This window comes from Myxococcus sp. AS-1-15 (assembly GCF_020037055.1).
Taxonomy (GTDB): domain Bacteria; phylum Myxococcota; class Myxococcia; order Myxococcales; family Myxococcaceae; genus Myxococcus; species Myxococcus fulvus.
This window is the reverse complement of the sequence record NZ_JAIQDF010000008.1, coordinates 1-22,723: the sequence shown is the minus strand read 5'-3', so window position 1 is coordinate 22,723 and position 22,723 is coordinate 1. Positions and strand designations below refer to the sequence as shown.

Here is a 22,723-nt window from a genome sequence, read left to right as displayed (position 1 = left end):
CGCTACACCGTCGCCGCCAGCGCCCTGCCCGCCGCGCGTCCCGAGAAGATGCACCCGCCCAGGAAGGTGCCCTCGAGCGCGCGGTAGCCGTGCACGCCGCCGCCGCCGAACCCGGCCACCTCGCCCGCCGCGTAGAGACCGGGGACCAGCTTGCCCTCGGCGCCGAACACGCGGCTGGACAGGTCCGTCTCGAAGCCGCCCAGCGTCTTGCGCGTGAGGATGTTCAGCTTCACGCCGATGAGCGGCGCGGCCTTCGGGTCCAGGAGTCGGTGCAGCTTCGCGGTGCGCACCAGCTGGTCTCCCCGGTAGTTGCGCGCCTGGCGAATCGCGGCGATCTGCAGGTCCTTGCCGAACGGATTGTCCAGCTGCCTGTCCCTCGCGAGCACCTCGCGCTCCACCGTGGCGAAGTCGAGCAGCTTCGTGTCGGTCTTCTCGTTCATCTTCGCCACCAGCGTGCGCAGGTCCTCGGCGACGACGAAGTCCGCGCCGTGCTCCTTGAACGCCTCCACCGGGCCCATGGCCTTCTTGCCCACGGCGCGGTTGAGCACGCCCTTCCAGTCCTTGCCCGTGAGGTCCGGGTTCTGCTCGGAGCCGGAGAGCGCGAACTCCTTCTTCAAGATGGACTGGTTCAGCACGAACCACGAGTAGTCGTGCCCCGTCTTCAGGATGTGCTCCAGCGTCCCCAGCGTGTCGAAGCCCGGGTACAGCGGCGGCGGCAGGCGCTTGCCCGTGGCGTCCAGCCACAGCGAGCTGGGCCCCGGCAGGATGCGGATGCCGTGGCGCGGCCAGATGGGGTTCCAGTTGCGCAAGCCCTCCGTGTAGTGCCACATGCGGTCGCGGTTGATGACCCGGCCGCCCGCGGACTCGGTGATGGCAATCATCCGTCCGTCCACATGGTCGGGCACGCCCTGCACCATGAACGCGGGCGCGGGGCCCAGGCGCGACGGCCAGCTCTTGCGCACCAGCTCGTGGTTGCCGCCGATGCCGCCCGAGGTGACGACGACGGCCGACGCGCGCACCTCGAAGTCGCCCACCGTGTCGCGCGAGCTCTTCACGCCGCGCTCCACGTCCGAGGGCACCAACGTCATGCCCCGCACGCCGACGACGGCGCCGCCTTCGGTGAGCAGCTCGTCCACGCGGTGGCGGAACAGGAACGTGAGCGTCCCCTTCTTGCGCGCCTCCTCGGCGCGCCGCACGAAGGGCGCGAGCACGCCGGGCCCGGTGCCCCACGTGACGTGGAAGCGCGGCACGGAGTTGCCGTGGCCCACGGCGCCGTAGCCACCGCGCTCGGCCCAGCCGACGACGGGGAACCAGCGCAGACCCTGGTTGTAGAGCCACGGGCGCATCTCGCCGGCGGCGAAGTCGACGAAGGCCTCGGCCCACTTGCGGGGCCAGTGGTCCTCCTCGCGGTCGAAGCCCGCGGTGCCCAGCCAGTCCTCGAGCGCGAGCGCGTGCGAGTCATGGATGCCCATGCGCCGCTGCTCGGGCGAGTCCACCAGGAACAGACCGCCGAAGGACCAGAACGCCTGTCCTCCCAGGTTCTGCTCGCCCTCCTGGTCCACGACGATGACGCGCTTGCCCGCGTCGGCGAGCTCCGTCGCGGCGACGAGCCCCGCCAGCCCCGCGCCCACGACGATGACGTCCGCTTGCTGTCCCATCCGGAGCCTCCAACCCACGAGGAAGGCCCCGGATGATAGGGGAAGCGCGGGCGTCCGTCCGCGTCGACGTCAGGACTCAGCCGTCGAATCGCACCTGGACGTGCGCGGACGGCTCGAAGTGCAGCACCACACAGTCGCCCTCGCTCCCGTCTTCCCACGCCAGCATGGCCAGCTCCGCGGGCGCATCGAGCGCGACGATGGGGTGATGCCACACGCCCCGGTGATAGTTCACACCCGCACCGGCGCCGCAGATGAACGCCTCCAGGCGCTCCAGGTCCGGCCCCCCCGAGGACGCCGTCGGCGCGACGCACACCAGGTAGCGCTCGCAGCGCATGGGCAGGAACACCTGGCTCGAGTACGGATGGTGCTCCAGCAGCTTCACGGTGAACGGCAGGGAGCGCGCCACCGAGCGGAACACCGCGAGGTTCGGTTTCGCGGACTCGCGAGCGTTCTCCAGTCGCGCGGACCAGTCGAAGCGCACCGCGGTGCCCTGGTTCGCGAGCGCGCCGGGTCCGAGCCCCGCGCTGACCACGTCACCGTAGGGAGCGAAGCCCTCGGGGGTCAGCGGCCGCGCGACCAGGACCCGGGGCACGTCTGGATGCTCACGCATGGAATGAGCATACAGGCCGCGTCGCACGCATTGCCATGGAACGGTCATGGTCAACGGGCGCCGCCCGATGCATCACGTTGTCTGTCGCACCGAGGAGCACTTCCGGCTGCCTCGACCTCGCCATGACATGGTCTCTTCACCTCGTGAGCCATCATCCCGATGACTCCGACCACACCCCCATGCGAATCCTCCTCACCGCACTGGTCCTGCTGAGCACGCCCGCTCTCGCCCAGCCTCCCCCCGCGTCGGCGCCGAAGACGGACAGCTTCATCCGCCAGCTCGTGGAGACGCGCTACTTCAACAGCGGCCGGCCCACGGCCACGAGCTTCACGCCGGACGAGCAGACGCTCCTCTTCCTGCGCACCGCGGAGGGCTCGCGAGCCACCGCGCTCCACGCCTTCGACACCGACACGGGACAGACGCGGGAGTACCTCACCGCGGAGAGCCTCCTCCAGCGCGCGCGGGAGAGCCTCACCGCCCAGGCGAAGGCGAAGCTGGAGCCCGTGCGCGCCTCACCGCGAGGCCTGGGCTCCTATGCGCTGTCCGAGGACGGCGAGAAGCTGCTCGTGGGGATGTCGGGCAAGCAGTACGTCGTCGCGCGCGCCTCCGGGAAGGTGACGGAGCTGAAGCTGGGTGCGGGCGCGATGGACGTGCGCTTCTCGCCGGATGCGACGCAGGTGGCCTACGTGCGGGGCCACGACGTGTATCGCCTGGACCTCGCGACCAACACCGAGCGGGCGGTGACGAAGGGAGGCACGGAGGACAAGAGCCACGGGACGCCGGAGTTCATCGCCACCGCGGAGATGATGCGCTTCTCCGGCTACTGGTGGAGCCCGGACGGCAAGTCCCTGGCCTATACGGAGTCCGACTCGAGCGGGGTGGAGAAGCTCGTCGTCCCGGACGCGCTGAATCCCGAGCGGGAGGGACAGCGGCTCGCCTATCCACGCGCGGGCAAGCCCAACGCGCGGGTGCGGCTGGGCATCCTCCCCGTCACGGGTGGCAAGACGACGTGGGTGCAGTGGGATGACCAGAAGTATCCCTATCTCGCCACGGTGCGCTGGCCGGCGAAGGGGGAGCTGACGGTGCTGGTGCAGAACCGCGCGCAGACGGAGGAGCTGCTGCTCGCGGTGGACCCGAGGACGGGGAGCACGCGCACGCTGCTGGTGGAGAAGGACGACGCCTGGCTCACGTTGCATCAGACGTTCCCCCACTGGCTCGCGGATGGGAGCGGGTTTCTCTGGTACACCGAGCGCAACGGGGCGGGTGAGCTGGAGCTGCGCGATGTCACGGGCAAGCTCGTGCGCTCGCTCGTGCCGCCCGACGCGGGCTTCTACGACCTGGTGGGCTACGTGGAGCAGGACGGCACGGTGTACTTCTCCGGCGGCACCGCGTCGGAGGAGCGCTACGTGTGGCGGCTGAGCCCGGGAGGCAAGCCGACGCGGGTCACGAGCGAGCGCCCCGCGCTGGAGCAGGCGAAGCTCTCCAAGCGGGGCGGGTTCCTGGCATTGAGCGCCGAGGGGCCGCGGCGGATGAAGAACACCACGGTGCTGAAGGCGGATGGCACGCGGGTGGGAGAGCTGCCCTCGCTGGCGAAGGTGCCGGCGCTGCAGCCGCGCATCGAGGTGCGGCACGTGGGCAAGGAGCGCTATCCCACGTCGCTGGTGCGGCCTCGCGACGCGAAGCCCGGGGTGAAGCTGCCGGTCATCGTGGACATCTACGGCGGGCCCGGCATGGCGATGGTGTACCAGAGCATGATGCAGCACCTCACGGACCAGTGGCTGGCGGACCAGGGGTTCATCGTGGTGAAGCTCGACGGGCGCGGCGTGGCGCCCACGGCGGACGCGAAGCTGCGAAAGCCGAAGTACGACTGGCCTCGCCTGGTGCTCGACGAGCAGGTGGCCGCGCTGCGCGCGCTCGCGGCCGAGGTGCCGGAGATGGACCTGGGTCGCGTGGGAATCACGGGCGCGAGCAACGGCGGCTACATGTCCGCGCTGGCGGTGCTCACGCGCCCGGATGTCTTCAAGGCCGCGGTGGCCGTGTCCTCGGTGACGGACTGGCGCGACTACGACTCACATTTGACGGAGCGCTTCTTCGGCCTGCCCGACGAGCAGCCGCAGGCCTACGAGCAGGCCTCGCTGCTCACGCACGTGAAGGCGGACAAGCCCATGGGCAAGCTGCTGGTGGTCCACGGCACGGCGGACGACAACGTCCTCTTCTTCCAGGCGCTCAAGCTGTCGGACGCGCTGTTCCGCGCGGGCCAGCCCCATGAACTGCTGCCCCTGAGCGGCATGGGGCACATGGTGTTCGACCCCGTGCTCGCCGAACGCCTGTGGGAGGAGACGGCGCGCTACTTCCACCAGCACCTGTAGCCGTCGGGACTGCTGGCATACTCCACGAGCAGCCAGCTTCTCCCCCACGGCGCACCACATCGACCAGAACGAAACCATGCGACTCCGCGCTTGCGCCGCACTCCTGCTCTTCAGCTCCGCCTGTGCCACGTCGACACCAAACCCAGGAGCGCGTACGTCCCGGAGCCAGCAACTGGCCAACCTCCAACGGGCCGCGACGCTACCGTGGACTGACGGAGGACGGTGCGTCGTTCGCGAGGCCGCCCACCCCTGGCCCGTGCTCGCGGAGCGGTGCTTCGCGGTGCTCGACCATGACCGGGTCCGGCTGAATGACCGGACGGGACGATGTGCTGTCGCTTCTACGGCTGCGGCGGCGCTGGGCGTCGGCCTCTGCGTCCTCGCTGCGCCCGAAATCGTCGTGGGCGCGGTGATCGTCCTGGGCGCAGTGGTGGTGGGTGTCGCCATCAAGGAAGCGTTGGATGCGTATGCGCTGAGCGGGAATCGTCCGAACGAGGACGAGGCCACTCCCCGAACGAAGTCGGCTCCGCGAGACACCTCGGCGAATCGAAAGCCCACTCCAGACCCATCGGCACAGGACGCGTTTCCTCCTGTGCCAACAGGGCCTCGCGAACACGAGCGCCGCCCGGAGTGCAGACCCATCCCGGTTCCTCACGCAGGAGAGGACGCGCCGCACAATGCGTGCGCCGACAGGTTTCCACCCAACCGGTATCCAGGCATGGACGTCCTCGTGAACGGGGTTCGCTTCGATGCGCTGCAAGTTGGCGCGCGAGTGCTCTGGGAGATCAAGACCCACCGCTTCGATACCTATAACGGCTTCATCCAGAGTCAGGAGATAGAGAAGGAGATGGAGCAACTCGGCAGGGAGCGCAGAGCAGCCACGGCCTGCGGCTATGGCTTCGTCATCGGAGTGAGCACCACGGCCCATCGGGACATGCTGGAAGCACAGGACCCCACGCTCGATATCGTCGTCACGGGGTGCTCACGATGAACAAGAGCAGAACCCTCATCGTCATCGCCTACGCCCCAGCGCTCGCGAGGCACGATGACCGCGCGCTCGCCATCGTCCATGGCATGGAACAGTCGCTCCCTGGCTTGCGCCTGCAATGGAAGCTCGCCGGGGGCGGCCGCCCCATCGCATTGCCCGACCGTGATGCGTGGCTCACGGAGAACACCTTGGACGGGGCCTTCCCCCTCCTGTGCAACGGCGACGAGAGCTACCCCATCACGGTTTCGGGGAGGGACCGGTCCGGGCTCTTCAGCCCAGGCGGTCAGGACCAGGTCGAAGTCCATGCGCGACTGCCACTGGATGAAGGCGGAATCACCGCGGCGTCGGCCCTGCTCGAGGGCATGGCAGAGGGCGCGCGCGCGTTCTGGGGCCATGCGTCCCCGGACAGCTACGGCGCAGAGGTTGCGCGACAGTTTCGCCGCTCCCCCCAGGCCCCCGAGCGCTCTCCTCGCGGGCTTCCCATGCTCGACCTCCCGGAGAAACTCTCCGCGCCAGAGACACCCTGCTTCCTCGGGTGGCTGAACCACTGGTCCAGCGCCGCCGCCAAGCTCATCGGCTTCCCTGCCCCTACCCACGACACCGGACTGCTCTCACGAGCACGGCGCACGGCCTCGGGCGGGTGGGTTGTGCAGCTCACGGACGCGCCGCTCGACTACGACAACCCCTCCCACCTGGACGCGCTTCAGCGAGCCTATGAGCGCCTTCCCGCGATAGGTCGGCGCACGGCGTGAGTCGCGCCGGTCGGCAATTCCGGAAGCGGAAGACCCACGATGGCCTTCCGCCCCCGGGCGCTTCAAATCAGCGCAGCTTCGGCGGCAGCACCTTCAGCTGCGGCTTGACCACCTTCATGTCGCCGACGATGACGATGGTCATCGCGTCCTGCGCGAGCACCTTCGCCGCCACGGCGCGCACCTGGTCCGGCGTCACCGCCATCACCCGGCTCACGTAGTCCTTCAGGTACGTCTCCGGCAGGCCGTGCAGGTCCACGTAGCGCAGCTTGTAGATGAGCCCCGTGCGCGACGAGTTCTCCAGCAGGAACGCCCCCGCCAGGTAGTTCTGCACGTCGCGCAGCTCCTCCGCGGGCGGCGGCGTCTTCCTCAGCGTGTCCACCTCCTTGAGGATCTCCTTCAGCGAATCCCCCGTGTTCGCCGTCGTCACGTCCGCGTTCTGCACCCAGTACGCGTCCTCCACGTGCTCGGAGACCGCGCTGTACGGCGAGTACGCATAGCCCTTCTTCTCACGGATGTTCGACGTGACGCGCGAGCTGAAGTACCCACCCAGCATCGTGTTCAGCACATCCTGCGTGATGGCGTCCTCGCTCGTCGGCGGCAACGCCCTCGTCGCCACCCGCACCGTGGACTGCACCGAGCCCGGCCGGTCCAGGAACTGCACCGACTTCGCCACCTGCTGCTTCGGCACGTTCTTCACCCGCGCCGGGCCCGCGCGCCAGCCACCGAACGCCTCGCGCACCACCTTCTCCACCTCCGCGGGCTCGAAGCGCCCCACCACGTACAGCCGCGAGCGCGCCGCGCCCACGTTGGCCTCGTAGTGCTTGACCACCTGCTCCCGCGTGTACCGCTTGAGCTGCGCCTCCGTCGCCAGCCGGCGCCCGTACGGATGGTCCCCGTAGAGGGCCTTCGCCATCACCTCGTTGGCCAGCACCTGCGGCATCGTGCGGAACACCGCCAGCTCGCGAATCAGGCCCCCCTTCAGCCGCTCCACCTCCGACTCGGGGAAGGCCGGGTTCTGGACCACGTCCGCCACCAGCGTCACCGCCTTCGGCGCGAACTCGGAGAGCACCTCGAGGCCCACGTAGGACTGGTCCTGCTCCGTGCCGACGTCCAGCTCCCCGCCCAGCTCGGCCGCCGTCTGGGCCACCTGCGCCGCGGAGCGCGTCGTCGTGCCCTCCTTGAGCAGCTTGCCCGCCAGGTCGAACAGCCAGGTCTCGTCCGCCGTCTCATGGATGTTGCCCGTGTCCACCACCAGCTGGATGGCCACCTTCGGCATGTCGCCATACGGCAACAACGAGACCTCCAGCCCGTTGTCGAGCTTGAAGGACGTGCGCTGGGGCACATCGAAGGGCTTGGGCGCCGCCGGCGCCGGCGGAGCCTCCTTCGCGGCGGGCGCGGCCAGCACCGGCGCCGCCACCAGCCCGAACACCAACAGCGAGGACGCGACGAGACGGTTGCGAATGGAATGGAAGGTCATGTTCGCGTTCCTCAGTCAGCCAGGAGCGTCTGGGGGGAAGCCGACACCGTGAGCACCGTGCGGTTCGTCGGACGCAGGTACTCGCGGGCCGTGCGCTGAATCACCTCGGGCGTCACCTTCATCAGCTCGTCCTCGAGCCGGTTGATGCGCGCCGGGTCGTCGAAGAACAGCGCGGACGAGGCCAGCAGGTCCGCGCGGCCGAAGCCGAGCATGCCCTCCACGTGCGCGTACAACCGGGAGCGCGCCTTCACCCGCGCCCGCGCCAGCGTCTCGGCGTCCACCGGCTTCTCCACCAGCTTCGCCACCACCCCGTCGATCTCCCCGGCAATCGTCTCCGGCGAGATGACCGTGTCGTGGAACAGGTACACGGTCCACAGCATGGGCCCGTTGTAGTTCCACTGGTTGCCCAGCTCGTTCACCCCGCCGCTCAGCTCGCCGGCGATGCCCTTCTTCTGCACCAGCTGCTGGTAGAGCGCGCTGTCGCTGCCCTGCAGCAGGATTTCGTCGATGAGCGCCATCGCGTAGAACTCCGGCGTGCCCACCGCCGGCATGTGATAGCCCGCCGCGAACGCCGGCCGGGTGATGCGCGCGTCCTTCTTGTCGTGCCGCTTCTCCTTCTCCTGGCGGGGCTCGGAGATGTCCGGCAACTGCGGCACCGGCGCCTTGGGCAAGGGACCGAAGTACTGCCGCACCCAGCCCTTCACCTGCTCGGGCTCGAAGTCACCCACCACCACCAGCGCCGCGTTGCTCGGCGCGTAGTACGTCTTGAAGAACGCCCGCACGTCCTCGAGCGTGGCGGCCTCCAGGTCCTTCAGGTCGCCGTAGAAGTTGTGCGCGTTGTACCAGTTGGTGTTCGCCACCTGCGGCAGGTCCAGCCACGGGAAGCCGCCATACGGCCGGTTGAGGACGTTGACCTTCACCTCGTTGGCCACCACGCCCTGCTGGTTCTTGAGGTTCTCCTCCGTCACCTCCAGGCCGCGCATGCGGTCGGCCTCGGCCCACAGCATGGTCTCCAGCGTGTTGGACGGGACGATTTCGAAGTAGTTCGTGAAGTCGAACCGGGTGGAGCCGTTGAACATGCCGCCGTTCTTCTGGATGAGGCGCGCCAGCTCCATCTTCCCCAGGTTCGTCGAGCCCTGGAACATCATGTGCTCGAACAGGTGGGCGAAGCCCGTGCGGTTCCTCGGCTCGATGCGGAAGCCGATGTTGTAATAGACGCCGACCACCGCCTTGGGCACGGTCGTGTCGCGCGAGAGCACCACCCGCAGGCCGTTGTCGAGCTTGTAGTACTCCACCGGCACCTGGAGCTTCGGCGCCTGGGGGGCGGCCTCCACCTTCGCCGCCTCGGGCGTGGGCGGCGGCGGCGTGGGCTGCGCTACTTCTCGTGACGCCGCGCACCCGAGGAACGCGGCGGCGGTAACCGCTCCGAGGACTCTCTTCATCGACCCTCCCTGGAACCTGGCCATCTGTCGAAACGACGAGGCCACTACGAGCCTGCGCGGGACGTGATTGCCCCGGCAGGTGAAACGACCCGCTCAGGCCACCACGAACGGGGACTGACAGTAGGAGCACACCACCTTGTCCCCCGGCAGCACGCCCGTGGCGCCCACGGGCGCGTCGCACGCGGGGCACCTGCGCGCCACGCTCTGCGAGTGGGCGAAGACGCTCCGGTGCACGTACTCGCGCGACTCAGACAGGTAGACCAGATCCACCTCCTGCCGGGCGATGCTCCTCGAGAGCAGCTCCCGCGCCTCGGGCTCCGACACCTTGAGGAGCCCGGCCACGTCGCTTTCGCGGATGCGCATCTGTGCTCGGACGAATCCAAACAGCAGCTCCCTGCGCCGTGCGTCGCGGAACGGCACCATGCCCTTCTTCCACGCGAAGCGCCCCACCCCGACGAACACGCCCGACACCAGCAGCAGCAACACGCCGTCCAAGGCCTTCTTCCCCTCACCCGGAGAAAAAATCCCCGATACCCCCACCACGCCCATCAACAGCCCGAACACGACGAGCGGCGCCCCCACCACCACCCCCACCCCTCCCAGGAGCTTCTTGAGCCCATCGGCGAGGCCCTCGGGACGAGGGTGCACCACCAGGTGGAGCGCAGGTGCGGGGGACGGCGGGGCATCATCGGAACGGCGCGGAGCAGTCATGGCGTCTCGGAGTCCAGCGGAAGACCAGGGCCGCCATCCTAGGGTCCGCGCCGCCTCCCCTGGCGCACGGAAATTCCGCGCCCGCCCAGGCCCCCTCTCCACCCTGCCCGCATTCAATGACAGACGTGCAACCGCGTTGCGCGCGGCGTCACACGCCATGCGCTCGGCCCGCACGGACGGGAAGTATCAATCCGCCCGAGGGTCCACGCCCACCCCGTCATTTTCCGAGCGGATTTCAGCCTCGGAGGGGTGACACATCCAGGAGCCCATGGTAACCGGAACCTCCACCTCGTTGGTGGTCAAAAGGCACGTCTGACCATCGACTCACCTCTCATCCCAGGGCCGTTTCCGCGGAGCCTCGCGGAGGACCCTGTCATGCAAAGCGAGGAACCGCGTGAGCGCTTCATCCAACGCGGTGCGGTCTCTGTCCGTGGGACAGCGGTACCGTGCCTTCACCCACAGGAACCTGGACGAGCTGACCACCCGGGCGGGGCTCTCCGTGGAAGAGCGGCTGGCCGTGCAGGCGGTGGCCCAGGTGCTGCCCTTCCGGGTCAACAGCTACGTCGTCGAGGAGCTCATCGACTGGTCGGCCGCGCCGGACGACCCCCTCTACCGGCTGGTGTTCCCGCAGGCGGACATGCTGCCGGCCGAGGACGTGTCGCGCCTGGTCGACCTGATGCGCGAGGGCACGGGCAGCCTGGAGCTGGCGGCGTACGTGCGCGAGGTGCGCGCGCGGCTCAATCCGCATCCGGCGGGGCAGATGGAGCTGAACGTGCCCCGGCAGGCGAACGAGGAGGCCATCCCGGGGCTCCAGCACAAGTACCAGGAGACGGTGCTGTTCTTCCCGAAGCAAGGGCAGACGTGTCACGCCTACTGCACGTACTGCTTCCGCTGGGCGCAGTTCGTGGGGGACGCGGACCTGAAGTTCGCGTCGAAGGACATCGCGCCCATGGTGGACTACGTGCGCGAGCACGAGGAGGTCACCAACGTGCTCTTCACCGGGGGCGACCCCATGGTGATGGGCGAGGCGGTGCTGTCGCGCTACATCGAGCCGCTCCTGGGCATCGAGCACCTGGAGGCCATCCGCATCGGCACCAAGTCGCTGGCGTACTGGCCGCAGCGCTTCGTGACGGACCCGGACGCGGACGACACGCTGCGCCTGTTCGAGAAGGTGGTGGCCTCCGGCAAGAGCCTGGCCTTCATGGCGCACTTCTCCCATCCGCGGGAGATGGAGCCGGACATCGTCCAGGAGGCGGTGCGCCGCATCCGCTCCACCGGCGCGGTCATCCGCACCCAGGCGCCGCTCATCCGCGGCATCAACGACGACGCGGCCACGTGGGAGCGCATGTGGCGCACGCACCTGCGCCACGGCATGGTGCCGTATTACATGTTCGTCGAGCGGGACACGGGGCCGCAGGACTACTTCGCCGTGCCGCTCGCGTCCGCGTACGACATCTTCCAGCAGGCGTACCGCCGCGTGTCGGGGCTGGCGCGCACGGTGCGCGGGCCCTCCATGTCCGCCACGCCGGGCAAGGTGTGCGTGGACGGCGTGATGGAGCTGGGCGGTGAGAAGGTGTTCCTGCTGCACTTCATCCAGGCGCGCGACGCGGCGCTGGTGGGCAAGCCCTTCTTCGCGCGCTACGACGAGCACGCCACGTGGCTGCATGACTTGAAGCCCGCGCTGGGTGCCTCGCGCTTCCCGTGGGAAGCGGACCTGTCCCTGGGGGAGGCCGCTAACCTCCCAGGATGAGGATGGCCATGCCCAGGATGAGCACGGCAATCATCCCGGACTTCAGCGCGATGTTGGCCTCGCGGAAGAAGAGCGCCGACAGCACGAAGCCGACGATGAGGCTCGTCCTGCGCAGCACGGACAGGTGCGTGACGAGCGCCTGGGGCTCGGAGATGGCGACGAAGTAGATGAGCTCAGCCGCCACCCAAGAGCACCCCACCAGGGGGATGCCCCAGCTCCACGTGAGCCCCAGGCCCCACGCGCCCCGTCGCCACATGTACGGCACGAAGACGAGCGCGGACAGCAGGCAGCGCTGGAACGCGGAGCTGGCCTGCAGCTCCAGCACCGGCAGCGCCAGCCGCGCGACGAGGAACTTGTCGTAGACGGTGGTCGCCGCCGACAGCGCGGTGGCGGCGAGCATCCACCAGAAGGAGCGGCTCTTCGACAGCGCGAGGCCCTCCTTCCGGCCCACGATGGACAGCACGTAGTACGAGCAGACGGTGAGCATCAGCCCGAGGAACTGGAGGGGCGTGAGCAGCTCGCGGAACATCAGGAACCCGCCCGCGAGCGTCCACAGCGGGCCGGACGCTCGCACCGCTCCCGCGATGGAGATGGGCAGCTCGCGCACGGCGTAGTACGCGAGAATCCAAGAGGCCGTCATCGCCACGCCCTTGGGGAGCAGCCACGCCTGCTCGCGCCACGTCAGGCCGAAGGGGTCGATGGGCACGGGCAGCGCGCCCGGAATCAGCGCGGGCACCCAGCACAGCGCGCCGAAGAGGGAGGACCACATGACGACGGGGATGACGCTGTTGCCCGTCATCGCCTTCTTCGTCCAGACGTCATACAGGCCGAGCATCACGCCCGCGCCCAGGCCATACGCAATCCACATGGTGGGGCTTTCCGAGACAAGAGTGGGCCGCCCGGGCGCTCACGTCGCCCGGGTGGGGTGCTGGCCGCGGCCTTCCGGCCGCCAGCGAACAGGGGATGCGCCGTCAGCCCTGGAGCGAGCGGAGGCCAGCGTGGGTCTCGCGAGCGACGCGCGCTGTCGGGTGCGACAGCAGGGAGCCCTTCCGGCGCCCCGCCAGCGCGGTTCGAGCCGCGCCGTCAGCCCTGGAGTGAGCGGAAGACGGCGTGGGTTTCGAGCAGGTGCTTCGCGGACTTGGTGCCCGTGAGCACGTAGCCGGAGAAGCGCTGCCGGAGGATGTGCTGGAGCGACTCCCTCGCGGACCGCGTGGGCTCCCGCCCCTCCTCCTGGACGAGCTGCCCCATGGCGAAGGGACGGTTGACCAGGACCTGCAGCCCGTGGCGCGCGGCCAGCTCGAACGCGGGCGCGAGCGTGGTGTTCAGCGCGTTGAACGGGAACTGGAGGAACGAATACACGCCCACGTCACACGCGGCCTCGGCCGCGGCCACGTCGCTCACGCTGACGCCCACGTGACGCACCCCGAGCGTCCCCGCGTACTCGAGCACGCGCAGCACCTCGGGCGAGCTCACGTTGGCCGCCGTGGCCTTGTGCACCTGGAGCAGGTCGATGCGCCCGAGCAGCCGCACGCTCTCGTCCAGGCTCCTGCGAAGCGCGTCGTACGAGTGGTCCGTGAACGACGCCTGCTTCCCCGCGTCCCAGTGCTCCCCCAGCTTGGTGGCGACGAAGACGGAGCTGCGCTCGGCGCCGAGCCGCGACAGGAAGGCGCCGAAGCGCTGCTCGCTCGACCCATACGCGGGCGCGGTGTCGTAGCAGCGCACCCCCAGCTCGAACGCGGTGTCGAGCAGGTGTTGTCCATCCGCCTCGGTCGGAGGTGGCTCGGAGCGATAGCCCCACGCGCGCCCGAGCGAGAGCAGCCCGAGCCCCAGTCCCACCGCGCTCATGACTTCACCTTCGGGTGATAGAAGGCCTGCGGCTTCACGTCCTCGGCGCGGAACACGCCGTTGCCCAGGATGACCTGCCCCACCTCGAGCACGAGCCCCCGCGCCGTCCCCGAGCCCTTCAGTACCGCCGCGCGCGCGTCCGGGTCCGCGTCACTGAAGGGCGCGCCCGCCGCCAGCTTGCAGCTGTCCACCGTGATGGCCCCGAGCAGCTGTGTGCCAGAGCCGAGCGAGCACTCGCCGAACACCGACGCCCCGCCGAGATAGCGGCCCCCATCGCCGATGCGGATGCACGCGCCGGGACGGTTGGCCTTCGCGGTGAATCCGCCCTCGCCGAACTGGTTCCCATCGCCCACGAGGATGGCGCCCGTCTCCGCGGCCAGCAGCGTGCCGGTGTGCAACACATTGCGATTCCCCAGCCGCAGCTCCGCCGTGGGCGCGCAGGTGAGCGTGACACACGGGTAGAGGACGTTGCCCTCGCCCAGCTTCAGGTGCCGCGAGATGAGGACGGAGAACGGGTCGTAGATGACGTTGCCGGTGTCCGCGAGCGCGAGCACCTCCGTCACCGTCAGCAAGCCCGCCGAGCGCCGGGGCGCGTCCAGGGCCGCGAGCAGCTCAAGCCGCATGGTGGGCCTCCCGCGCGACGGAGGCGAGGCTGGCGTGGAGCACGTCACACGGCCGCTTCGCGATGAGCCCGTCCTCCAGCCGCTCGTAGAGCCGCGCCGTGAGCACGTCGGTGAGGAACGGCGCCTCGGTCATCTTCCCCGGCAGGATGCAGATGTGGCCCGGCACCGGCTCGTGGATGGCGATGTTGAGCGAGCGCGCGGACGTGGCATCCGGCGCGAAGTCCACCTTGGTGCAGGCGACGTCGCTGTACGTGCCCGCGTTCTTCCAGCCCGGCACCAGGCGCTCCAGCGCGCGGTGGAGGTTGTCGGCGCGCTCGGGCACGACGAGGTAGTCGGGGTTCGCGCACAGGAGCGCGTCCTCGTTGAGCCCCACGACGCTGTAGTCCCCGTGATGCATCATCGCCGCCTCGTGCGGGTCCACGTAGAACAGCCCGTGGCCGCCCAGCCGAGGCACCACCACCAGGTGGCTCTTCCAGTAGCGGATGGGCAGCTCCAGCTCGAAGAACTGGCGGAACAAGTCCCGCGCGCCGAAGCCCGTCGAGTAGACGAACAGCCGCGACTCCAGCTGCAGCGTCGAGCCGTCCGCCATGACGACGGTGGCCTCCGAGCCGCGCACGTGCTCCAGCCGGGCGCCGGTGAGCACCTCGGCGCCGCCCTGCTGCGCGGAGGTGAGCAGCTTGCGGTACAGCATCCGCGTGTTGATGCTCACGTCCGCCACCTCGAACACCTCCGAGGCCCGCGTCAGGTCCGCCGACGGGAAGCGCGCGGAGGCCTGCGCCTTCGTCAGCGGCCGATAGGACACGCCCGCTTCGTCCCAACGCGACACCAGCTCCTGGAGCCGGTCCGCGTCCCGCACCAGCACCATCGGCGGACGGTCCGCGTCCTCCACCGCCTCCGGCGCGAACGCGCGAATCTGCTCGTGGCCGTAGATGCAGCGCCGCGCCACCTGCACCGCCGCCTGCCGGTCCTTCACCGAGCCCGCGTGATAGCTGCCCCGGTGCAGCCAGCCCTCGTTGCGCGTGGACGGCCCGCTCGCCAACGTCGGCTGCTTCTCCAACAACAACAACCGCAGGCCGAGCCGCGCCAGCTTGTGGCTCGCCATCAATCCCGTCACCCCGCCCCCCACCAACACCACGTCATATCGCTGCAGGTTTCGCGTCACGGAGGTCTCCCCAAAAGGCTCGCGGCCCCCCGTCAGACAGTGTTCATGACGGAGAGTTTTCATAATCGTGACTTGCACGATTAACTTGATTTGCAACTATTGACGGTTCGCGTCTGACTTCGGAAGGACGCGCCGGGTGCGGCGTCCGGCCTCATGTCAGACATCGTCCGGAGTCGGTGGCGCGAGGCAGCCCGGAGACAACGGGCTGTCACGCTCCGCGCGACGGCGCCGCTGGCATCGCCGCCAGGAGCCCTCCCGAAGCCCCGTGGCGCACGCCCTCCGTGACGGGAGGGGTCCACCCGCGTCCGTGGGAACGCCAAGCAACGGCGCTCGGACATCCGAGGTTCCACGCCCGAGCGGGCGAAGAGGGCCACGCCGCGCCCGAACGACCAGCGCCGCCGCGCTCACGCGGCGCTTGCCCACAAGTCCCCCACACGCCTGACGGGAGCGCGCACGGCGCGACGAGCCCCAGGCGGACCGAAGCAAACACACCGGCTGCGTTCACCTTGAAATCCTTCAGGAGGCGTGAGCGCGTGCGAGGTCTGTTCAAGTGGGCTGGCTGTGCGGCGATGCTGGTGGCGTGTGGCGGTCCGGAGACGGACGAGGCGCTGGAGGCCGGCGACGACCCGGGCACGCGGCTGGCGAGCGTGACGCTCCCCGAGGGCCAGTCCATCTCGTTCCACGAGGTGCCCGACTACGGCATCGTCACCGTGGTGAAGGGCCCGCGCGGCACGCCCATGCCGGACGCGGCGGCGTTCGACGGGATGCCCATCACGGAGGTCTACCGCAAGCTGTCCGGCGGGCAGGAGCCGCCCGCGAAGCTGGTGGAGGCCGCCAGCCGCGCGCCGTCCATGCTGCACCTGACGCCCACCCGCGAGGCCCTGGCGCCCGAGGGGCCGGCCCGCAGCTCCGCCGACGTGGGGCCCGGCGGCGTCAGCCAGCAGGCCCTGCCGGACACCGCGTGGTGGTCAGCCAACTTCTGCCAGGGGCTCAACCAGGAATACGACGCCATCTGGTGCCCGACGAACGTGTACAGCTGGGCGCACTCCGGCTGGGGCCCGGTGCAGAAGTACTACCAGGCCTGCGCCACCACGGGTGAGGCCACGGGCACGCTGTGGCTGGAGCGCTGGGGCAGCGGCGCGTGGCAGCGCCTGCAGACGGCCAGCCTGCCCAGGTGGTGGTGGACGTGCACGTGGGCGGTGGGCGCGGCGCAGTACCGCTCCGGCATCGACGCCACCGCGAACGCGCTCTACGTCGAGCGCTACCGCTACGCCATCCCCAACATCGTCGCCAACCTGTCGGACTTCCCGAGCGACCGCAGCTACACGGGCTTCTCCGACAACCTCCAGGGCCTCACCCACGACGCCCACTACTGGTACCAGACGCGCAACGCGACGAACTTCTGGAAGGACGAGTCCACCGAGGGACTCATCGCCTGGTGGCCGATGGCGGGGCTGAACAACAACCCCGGCGGCACCTACCGCATGCCCTCGCCCTGGTACAACGCGGGCTTCCGGCACTACGGCGACCTGGTGCACGTCAACGGCTACCTCTACATCGCCATGGACGGTCCGGGGCGCAGCGGCGCGGTGGGCGTGTTCAACACGAGCATGCAGTACATCGGCTATGCGTCCCTGCCGCAGTGGGAGGGCGGCGTGGCCTTCATCGCGCACAACCCGCGTGACGGCCTGTTCTACGCGGTGACGAACCACCCGGGCTACACGGTGCTGCGCGGCTATCAAATCACGCTGTCCGGCACGACGGTGTCCATCACGCACAAGCGCACGCTGTCCTTCTCCAGCAACATCCCGCAGGGCACCTGGATTCAAGGCGGCAAGATCTCCGCGCGTGGCAACCTCTACGTGAGCGTGGGCGGCGGAGGCCAGACGTCCGGCATCTACATGGTGGACGTCGTCAACGGGTACGTGCAGGGCTACTACTACGTCCCCTACGGCTCCACCGACGAGTTCGAGGGCCTGGACCTCTGGGATTTGGACGCGGACCCGCGCATGGGCGCGCGCGGCCAGATACACATGCAGAAGATCAACATCGACCTGCCCGGCTTCGACGACGACTACTGGCTGGGCCACTACCGCGTGGACGACCCGAGCCGGCTGTAGGCGCGCAGGGGCCAATCACATCAGCGCCAACACACTCCTGCCGTGGCGCTGGAACAAAGCCTGACATATGGGCCTGGAAGACAATCCAGATTCCGGGCGCCGTCTGTCGATGACATGATTGCGGGCACACCTCGCCGTCCCATCGGAGCCTGCAATGACTCTCCCCGGTCGAGCGCTGTTCCTCGCATGTGCCGCCATCGCCTCGCTGCTCACGGGCTGTTCCGGGCCCGACGAGGCCACCGTCAGCGCTGACCCCGCCTCCGAGGCGACGTCCTCCGAGTCCGCCCTGGCCTCCTGCACCAGCACCACCCAGACGGCGTGCCGGATGGAGGCCGGGTGCTCGTGGAACGCCGGCTGCTGCGGCGGCCTGTGCCTGCCCACCAGCCAGACCTGCCCCATCACCTGCCCGCCGCCCGAGTCCTGAGCGACGCGCGCACCGCCCCAAAAAACAACCGCGCGGTCAGCCGTCACCTCGGGAGGACTCCCGGGAGTGACAGCCGCCGCGCGGTGAAGGACTCGGAACGCCCCCCCTTCCCGCTCAGGAACCCGCTGAGGCTCCCGGAGCGTCCCGAATCACAGGGCCCGACGGGCGAAGGCCACCCCGTCACGTCGAGCCCCCGGGCACCTTCGACGTGCCCGGGTCCTGCAACGACAGTCGCGAGCTAGTTCACGCCGACGGCGGTCCAGCTCTCCTTCACCTTCGCCACCTCGGCCGAGTCCGCGCCGTACAGGTCCGTGGCCGCCTTGATGGTGGCCGTGCGCGCCTGGGCGAACGTGGTGCTGGGCGTCATGTAGTGGGCCAGGGCGCGGTAGTAGATCTTCAGGCCCTTCTCCATCCCGATGCCGTCCTTCACCTCGATCTTGGACGTGCGGTTGGTGCCACCGTTGGCCAGCAGGTAGAACGCGTTGTTCGCGATGCCGCTGGAGCCGTGGACCTCCGTCTGCTTCGGGTAGTCCTTGTAGTTGTCGATGGAGTAGTTGTCCTTCTTCGGGTCGTCCATGTACCGCAGGCCGTCCGTGTCATCGCCGTTGGTCGGCGTCCACGCCGTCTCGCCGATGGTCCAGTTGAACTTCACGGCCGGGTTCTGCGTGGACGCGTACCACTCCACGCCCGCGCCCATGATGTCGCTGAAGGCCTCGTTCAGGCCGCCCGACTCGCCGCGGTAGATGAGGCCGGCGGTGCGCTCCGTCAGGCCGTGGGCGATTTCGTGGCCCGCGATGTCCAGCGCGGTGAGCGGACCGGAGTCCACGCCGTCGCCGTCGCCGTAGCTCATCTTCTCGCCGTCCCAGTACGCGTTGACGAAGTTCTCGCTGACGTGGACGTAGGAGACGAGCTTCTCACCCTTGCCGTCGATGGAGTCGCGGCCGAGGATGTTCTTCAGGAAGTCGTACGTCATCGCCGCGCCGTAGTGCGCGTCGACGGCGGCGCGGTTGCGCTCCGGGTCCGTGGCCTCGCCCCAGACGTTGTTGTCGTCCTTGATCTGCGTCTGGCCGCTGGCCTCTTCCTGGTTGCGCGCGTCGTACGTGGCCACGCCCTTGCCGCGCGTGCCGTCCTCGAGCGTGTACGTGCCGTCCGCCTGCTTCTTCGTCTCCAGGGCCACCTTGCCGCTGTAGATGGACGTGTCGTCCGCGGCGCCAGGGGTCGTGGGGGTGGTCGGGTCCGTGGGCGGCTGCTGCGTCGCCTTGGGGGTGATGGACAGGCCCCACTTGACCAGCTTGCCCTTGTCGCCCGCGGCGTGGTCGCTCACCTTCAGCGTCCACTCGCCCTTGGCGGACTCGCCCGCGAAGGCGCTCAGGTCGAAGTCCTGCTTGATGTTGTCCGCGCTGCCGCCCGTGCGGTTGTGCACGTCGAACGTCTTGCCCGAGGGGCTGGTCAGCGTGACCTTCAGGTCCCCCTTGTACGAGTGGGTGATGTCCAGGGACAGCTTGAGCTTGTCCACCGTGACGTCGTCGGCGACCGTCACCTTGGAGGTGACCGAGCCCTTGTCCTTGATCTGCGCGTTGGGCGTCGTGGAGACCTTCACGTCCGAGGGGGCCGCGGCAGCGCCCTTCGTCCCGGCGGCGCCCTTGGTGGCGGCCGCGTCACCCGTGCCGTGCGTGGCGCAGGGGCAGTTCTTGAAGCCGTCGATGGTGTTGAACTTCTCGTAGACCTTCCCGCTGTTCGCGTCGATGAAGTAGTTCATCTTGCGCGGGTTCTCGGTGGCCGTGGTGTCGGCGACCTCCACGCGGTACGCGGAGCGGTACTCGCCCGAGGGGTCCTTGTAGATGATGCGCTCGGAGTGCGGCTGGCGGTCCGGCGTGCCGTTGAACTCCTTGAGCGCGATGTCCAGCACCTGCGCGTTGGACAGCGCGGGCTTCTGCGTGCCCAGGCCCGAGGGAATCTTGGACTGGTCACCCGTGACGCTGTCGACCTTGCCGTCCTTGGCCAGGTGCGCGACGACCTGCTCGCCGTAGACCTTCACGCCCTCGTGCTGCCGGTCCAGGCGCACGTGCGTCATGCCCAGCTCGTCCCGCTCCACGTTCTTGGGGACGAAGGAGGGGTACTGGATGCCGCCGCGCAGGCCCTGCGAGGGGAGCTTGGTGCCCACGTCCAGGTGCTGCAGCGCGGTCTGGATGGCGCTCTGCGCCTCCTTGCTGTCCAGCGCCAGGCGGCCAACGGGGGGCGGCAGCGGCTTGAGCGTGCTCTCCGCGCGGGCCAGGTCGGACGTCTTCGCGGCCGGGCCGAACCCGTCCTTGATGACGTTCGCGGCCGTCGGGGTCTTCGCCGCGCTCTTGGGCCGAGCCTCGGAGGAGATGGTGGGGAGGACCGTCGGCTTCGAACCTTCAGTGCGGCGAATGCTCATGGGGGTCTCAGGACTCCATACGAGGTGGCTGAAGAGTTATCGCGAGAATGTATCAAGAAGTTGCGCTCATCGCGAAACGAAGGCCCGCACGCACCGGGAGCCGCCGGTGCGCACGAGCCTTCTTGCTTTTCGAGAAGCCGCCTCGGGCGCGCTTCAGCTCACATGAAGTTGAAGGGCGTGGAGACGGAGAGTGTGTGGATGAGCTGGTCCGTCTCGGCGGTGGGGCGGCGGGTGAAGACGTTGAGGTAGCCGACCTCCACGGCGGAGTGGTCGCCCAGCTTCCAGCCGACGCCCACGAAGGCGCGGTTCATGTCGAAGCCCCGGCGGGGGCCGCTGTCCACGGAGTTGAGGTGGACGAAGGCCTCGTCCCAGACGATGAGCGACAGCCGCCCCTCGGCGGCCACGGGCAGCGCGCCGCGCAGCATCACGCGGGCGCGATGGGACACCTCCGTGGTGCCCGGCAGGAACCGCTGCTCCAGGCGCGCCCGCACCACCGTCCGCACCTCGCCCAGCCTCGGAGTGAACAGGAGTTGCTGGTACAGGCGGCTCTCGTTCTGGCGGAGGGCGGGGTCTCCATCCCAGACCCAGACGGGAATCCAGCCGTAGCCCAGCCACAGGGAGAGGTCCTGGGTGACACGGGTGCCGCTGGCGGCGCGGAGGATGGCGCGGGCGTCGTCCTCGCCGAAGCGGGGCTGGGCCTCCAGGTAATAGAGGAACGGCTCGGCGATGGGGCCCTGCGCGCTGACGGTGTACCAGAACTGCGCCTCGGAGCTGATGGGTCGGGCGAGGGCGGCCGGGGAAGCGACGACGCAGAGCAGGAGGACGAGGAGGCGGGGGAGGTGCGAACGCATGGTGTGTGCCTAGAGCATGAACAGCACCCGCTCAATCCGTCCGTGCCAGCGAACGTGGCCCGGACAACGAAGGGCGGACGCGGGGGGTGTCAGGCCTCTCAAAGAGGCCCGGGCCCGGGCGAAAGCAACTCCGTGCGTGTGAGGGGCGGACGCGCGGGGCGCGTGGCTTGACCCGAGGGCGCGGAGGCGTGCGACGCTTCGGGTTGCTCGCGTCGTCCCCCCACGCGCGTCTGGCCCGTCCCCCTCCTGGAGTCCCCCTCATGGCCACGAGTGCTTTCTCAGCCCTCATGAATGTCTCGCAGCTGCTGTTGGAGAAGGGCTTCGAGCCCGGCAACGTCACGTCCGCGCTCGGCCAGGTGGGCGCGGCGTTGGATGTGGACCGGGTCTACATCTTCGAGAACAGCAGCGCGCCCGACGGGAAGCTGTTGTGCAGCCAGCGCTACGAGTGGACCGCGGCGAGCGCCTCCGCGCAGCAGGACAACCCCGAGTTGCAGAACGTGCCCTATGACGCGGTGATGCCGTCGTGGGTGGAGCCCCTGTCCTCGGGGCGGGTGCTCAAGGGCGCGCCGCGCGACTTCCCCTCGCCCGCGAGGGAGCTGTTGGAGAGCCAGGACATCCGCTCGCTGCTCGTCTGTCCCATCGTGCTGGGCGGCGAGTGGTGGGGCTTCGTGGGCTTCGATGACTGTCGCACCGAGCGCACCTGGCCGGGCGAGGAGAGCCACGTGCTCCAGGCCCTGTCCAACGCGCTGGCGGGCTCGCTGCGCCACGCGCGCCTGCGCAACACGCTCCACAGCGTGCAGACGCAGTTGCGCTCCATCATCGAGCGCTGCGCCTCCACCGCGTCCTGAGACGCCGTCAGTCCGTCCGGGCGAGGCCGAGCCCGTCGAAGACCGCCTGCAGCACGAGCAGCACGCCGGCGATGAGCCACGGATAGGGGCCCCTCCGGGCCCCGTCCGGCAGTGAGCCCCGGTACAGCCAGATTCCCGCGAGGATGACGGCGGCCTCGACGGTGAAGTCCAACACGCGGTCGTCATAGAGACGCAAGCCCACGCGAGGGCCTCCGGGCCATAGCCACAGGTGGCTGGTGAGCCAGTCCGTGAGCAGATGGGAGAGCACCAGCGAGGCCAGGACGAGGCCCGCGGTGACACCTCGCCAGCGCCACCCCAGCAGGCCCACGAGCACGGACCACCCGCTCGCCGACAGGAGCGTGTGACTCCAGGCGGTGTGGGTGTTGTCGAGGCCAGCGACGTCGACGAGCACATCCACGACATCGAGGAACACGGCGGCCCCGCATAACGCGGCGAGCGGAGCCCCCGAGGGGACGCGACGCGCGGCGAGCGCGAGCCCCACGTGGCCCAGGTACATCAGCGTCCTCGCCGCGCGAGGAAGTCGAGCAGCACCACCACGCCGATGGGGACGCCGAAGCCGACCAGCAGGAGCCACGAGGCCATTGGTAGATGGGTGGCGCGGTACCGGTCAGCGGCCCGTTTCCACCCGCCTCCTTTCAAACCGTACGTGCGGTTTT

General features: G+C 69.2%; 19 protein-coding genes. 7 read left to right on the top strand and 12 right to left on the bottom strand.

The genetic code is table 11. The features are described from left to right. Positions 1-2 precede the first annotated feature (2 nt). On the bottom strand, positions 3-1,658 hold the full coding sequence (locus K8625_RS21705) for an FAD-binding dehydrogenase (RefSeq protein WP_223750505.1): 1,656 nt from the start codon (positions 1,656-1,658) through the stop codon (positions 3-5). 76 nt (positions 1,659-1,734) lie between these two features. After that, positions 1,735-2,268, bottom strand: coding sequence for an ureidoglycolate lyase (locus K8625_RS21700; protein ID WP_223783766.1), 534 nt, complete (start codon positions 2,266-2,268; stop codon positions 1,735-1,737). A 179-nt stretch (positions 2,269-2,447) separates the two neighbouring features. Between K8625_RS21700 and K8625_RS21695 the strand changes: the two genes are divergently transcribed. The 3 genes from K8625_RS21695 to K8625_RS21685 all read left to right on the top strand — a co-directional run bounded on the left by K8625_RS21695 (position 2,448) and on the right by K8625_RS21685 (position 6,374). Then, on the top strand, positions 2,448-4,637 hold the full coding sequence (locus K8625_RS21695) for a DPP IV N-terminal domain-containing protein (RefSeq protein ID WP_223783765.1): 2,190 nt from the start codon (positions 2,448-2,450) through the stop codon (positions 4,635-4,637). A gap of 76 nt (positions 4,638-4,713) precedes the next feature. Continuing rightward, on the top strand, positions 4,714-5,625 hold the full coding sequence (locus K8625_RS21690; protein WP_223783764.1) for a DUF6310 domain-containing protein: 912 nt from the start codon (positions 4,714-4,716) through the stop codon (positions 5,623-5,625). After that, on the top strand, positions 5,622-6,374 hold the full coding sequence (locus tag K8625_RS21685; protein ID WP_223783763.1) for a DUF5953 family protein: 753 nt from the start codon (positions 5,622-5,624) through the stop codon (positions 6,372-6,374). Before K8625_RS21690 ends, K8625_RS21685 begins: the two co-directional genes overlap by 4 nt. Before the next feature lie 67 nt (positions 6,375-6,441). On the opposite strand, the gene K8625_RS21680 is transcribed toward K8625_RS21685, so the two are convergent. From K8625_RS21680 to K8625_RS21670, 3 genes are all read right to left on the bottom strand, one after another. Further along, positions 6,442-7,851 (bottom strand): pitrilysin family protein, encoded by a 1,410-nt coding sequence (locus K8625_RS21680; protein WP_223783762.1) that lies wholly within the window; start codon positions 7,849-7,851, stop codon positions 6,442-6,444. Positions 7,852-7,862: 11 nt separating this feature from the next. Further along, entirely contained in the window at positions 7,863-9,293 is a 1,431-nt protein-coding gene (locus K8625_RS21675; RefSeq protein WP_223783761.1) for a pitrilysin family protein, read from the bottom strand. Positions 9,294-9,386: 93 nt separating this feature from the next. Then, the gene (locus tag K8625_RS21670) at positions 9,387-10,004 is read right to left on the bottom strand and encodes a hypothetical protein (RefSeq protein WP_223750906.1); all 618 of its coding nucleotides are present in this window, start codon (positions 10,002-10,004) and stop codon (positions 9,387-9,389) included. Between the two features lie 394 nt (positions 10,005-10,398). Between K8625_RS21670 and K8625_RS21665 the strand changes: the two genes are divergently transcribed. Then, the gene (locus K8625_RS21665; protein WP_223783760.1) at positions 10,399-11,754 is read left to right on the top strand and encodes a lysine 2,3-aminomutase; all 1,356 of its coding nucleotides are present in this window, start codon (positions 10,399-10,401) and stop codon (positions 11,752-11,754) included. On the opposite strand, the gene K8625_RS21660 is transcribed toward K8625_RS21665, so the two are convergent. From K8625_RS21660 to K8625_RS21645, 4 genes are all read right to left on the bottom strand, one after another. Beyond that, on the bottom strand, positions 11,738-12,622 hold the full coding sequence (locus K8625_RS21660; RefSeq protein WP_074959133.1) for a DMT family transporter: 885 nt from the start codon (positions 12,620-12,622) through the stop codon (positions 11,738-11,740). The genes K8625_RS21665 and K8625_RS21660 overlap by 17 nt on opposite strands. A gap of 215 nt (positions 12,623-12,837) precedes the next feature. After that, a complete protein-coding gene (locus K8625_RS21655; protein ID WP_223750904.1) occupies positions 12,838-13,599 on the bottom strand; it encodes an aldo/keto reductase in 762 nt (253 codons plus the stop codon). Continuing rightward, entirely contained in the window at positions 13,596-14,222 is a 627-nt protein-coding gene (locus K8625_RS21650; protein ID WP_223750903.1) for a hypothetical protein, read from the bottom strand. Before K8625_RS21650 ends, K8625_RS21655 begins: the two co-directional genes overlap by 4 nt. Further along, entirely contained in the window at positions 14,212-15,384 is a 1,173-nt protein-coding gene (locus K8625_RS21645; RefSeq protein ID WP_223750902.1) for an FAD-binding oxidoreductase, read from the bottom strand. Before K8625_RS21645 ends, K8625_RS21650 begins: the two co-directional genes overlap by 11 nt. A gap of 533 nt (positions 15,385-15,917) precedes the next feature. Here K8625_RS21645 and K8625_RS21640 point away from each other — a divergent pair. Both K8625_RS21640 and K8625_RS21635 read left to right on the top strand, forming a co-directional pair. Next, the gene (locus K8625_RS21640) at positions 15,918-17,504 is read left to right on the top strand and encodes a hypothetical protein (RefSeq protein WP_223783759.1); all 1,587 of its coding nucleotides are present in this window, start codon (positions 15,918-15,920) and stop codon (positions 17,502-17,504) included. A gap of 154 nt (positions 17,505-17,658) precedes the next feature. After that, positions 17,659-17,928 carry a hypothetical protein gene (locus K8625_RS21635; protein WP_223783758.1) on the top strand — a complete coding sequence of 90 codons (270 nt, stop codon included), beginning with the start codon at positions 17,659-17,661 and terminating at the stop codon, positions 17,926-17,928. A gap of 238 nt (positions 17,929-18,166) precedes the next feature. On the opposite strand, the gene K8625_RS21630 is transcribed toward K8625_RS21635, so the two are convergent. Both K8625_RS21630 and K8625_RS21625 read right to left on the bottom strand, forming a co-directional pair. Then, positions 18,167-20,347: a M4 family metallopeptidase gene (locus K8625_RS21630; RefSeq protein WP_223783757.1), complete on the bottom strand. Its 2,181-nt coding sequence runs from the start codon at positions 20,345-20,347 to the stop codon at positions 18,167-18,169. Positions 20,348-20,505: 158 nt separating this feature from the next. Then, complete coding sequence (locus K8625_RS21625) at positions 20,506-21,198, bottom strand: DUF2490 domain-containing protein (protein ID WP_223783756.1); 693 nt, start codon at positions 21,196-21,198, stop codon at positions 20,506-20,508. A 260-nt stretch (positions 21,199-21,458) separates the two neighbouring features. Here K8625_RS21625 and K8625_RS21620 point away from each other — a divergent pair, with 260 nt between their 5' ends. Continuing rightward, on the top strand, positions 21,459-22,046 hold the full coding sequence (locus K8625_RS21620; protein WP_223783755.1) for a GAF domain-containing protein: 588 nt from the start codon (positions 21,459-21,461) through the stop codon (positions 22,044-22,046). A gap of 7 nt (positions 22,047-22,053) precedes the next feature. Here the strand turns inward: K8625_RS21620 and K8625_RS21615 are convergent, their stop codons facing one another. Continuing rightward, on the bottom strand, positions 22,054-22,563 hold the full coding sequence (locus tag K8625_RS21615; RefSeq protein WP_223750897.1) for a metal-dependent hydrolase: 510 nt from the start codon (positions 22,561-22,563) through the stop codon (positions 22,054-22,056). Positions 22,564-22,723 lie beyond the last annotated feature (160 nt).

What these genes read in the sequence shown, in the direction of transcription:
- K8625_RS21690 (WP_223783764.1), top strand. Translation starts at nt 4,714, where the DNA reads ATGCGACTCCGCGCTTGCGCCGCACTCCTGCTCTTCAGCTCCGCCTGT.
- K8625_RS21675 (WP_223783761.1), bottom strand. Translation starts at nt 9,293, where the DNA reads ATGAAGAGAGTCCTCGGAGCGGTTACCGCCGCCGCGTTCCTCGGGTGC.
- K8625_RS21680 (WP_223783762.1), bottom strand. Translation starts at nt 7,851, where the DNA reads ATGACCTTCCATTCCATTCGCAACCGTCTCGTCGCGTCCTCGCTGTTG.
- K8625_RS21695 (WP_223783765.1), top strand. Translation starts at nt 2,448, where the DNA reads ATGCGAATCCTCCTCACCGCACTGGTCCTGCTGAGCACGCCCGCTCTC.
- K8625_RS21660 (WP_074959133.1), bottom strand. Translation starts at nt 12,622, where the DNA reads ATGTGGATTGCGTATGGCCTGGGCGCGGGCGTGATGCTCGGCCTGTAT.
- K8625_RS21630 (WP_223783757.1), bottom strand. Translation starts at nt 20,347, where the DNA reads ATGAGCATTCGCCGCACTGAAGGTTCGAAGCCGACGGTCCTCCCCACC.
- K8625_RS21635 (WP_223783758.1), top strand. Translation starts at nt 17,659, where the DNA reads ATGACTCTCCCCGGTCGAGCGCTGTTCCTCGCATGTGCCGCCATCGCC.
- K8625_RS21625 (WP_223783756.1), bottom strand. Translation starts at nt 21,198, where the DNA reads ATGCGTTCGCACCTCCCCCGCCTCCTCGTCCTCCTGCTCTGCGTCGTC.
- K8625_RS21700 (WP_223783766.1), bottom strand. Translation starts at nt 2,268, where the DNA reads ATGCGTGAGCATCCAGACGTGCCCCGGGTCCTGGTCGCGCGGCCGCTG.
- K8625_RS21650 (WP_223750903.1), bottom strand. Translation starts at nt 14,222, where the DNA reads ATGCGGCTTGAGCTGCTCGCGGCCCTGGACGCGCCCCGGCGCTCGGCG.
- K8625_RS21705 (WP_223750505.1), bottom strand. Translation starts at nt 1,658, where the DNA reads ATGGGACAGCAAGCGGACGTCATCGTCGTGGGCGCGGGGCTGGCGGGG.
- K8625_RS21620 (WP_223783755.1), top strand. Translation starts at nt 21,459, where the DNA reads ATGGCCACGAGTGCTTTCTCAGCCCTCATGAATGTCTCGCAGCTGCTG.
- K8625_RS21685 (WP_223783763.1), top strand. Translation starts at nt 5,622, where the DNA reads ATGAACAAGAGCAGAACCCTCATCGTCATCGCCTACGCCCCAGCGCTC.
- K8625_RS21670 (WP_223750906.1), bottom strand. Translation starts at nt 10,004, where the DNA reads ATGACTGCTCCGCGCCGTTCCGATGATGCCCCGCCGTCCCCCGCACCT.
- K8625_RS21615 (WP_223750897.1), bottom strand. Translation starts at nt 22,563, where the DNA reads ATGTACCTGGGCCACGTGGGGCTCGCGCTCGCCGCGCGTCGCGTCCCC.
- K8625_RS21655 (WP_223750904.1), bottom strand. Translation starts at nt 13,599, where the DNA reads ATGAGCGCGGTGGGACTGGGGCTCGGGCTGCTCTCGCTCGGGCGCGCG.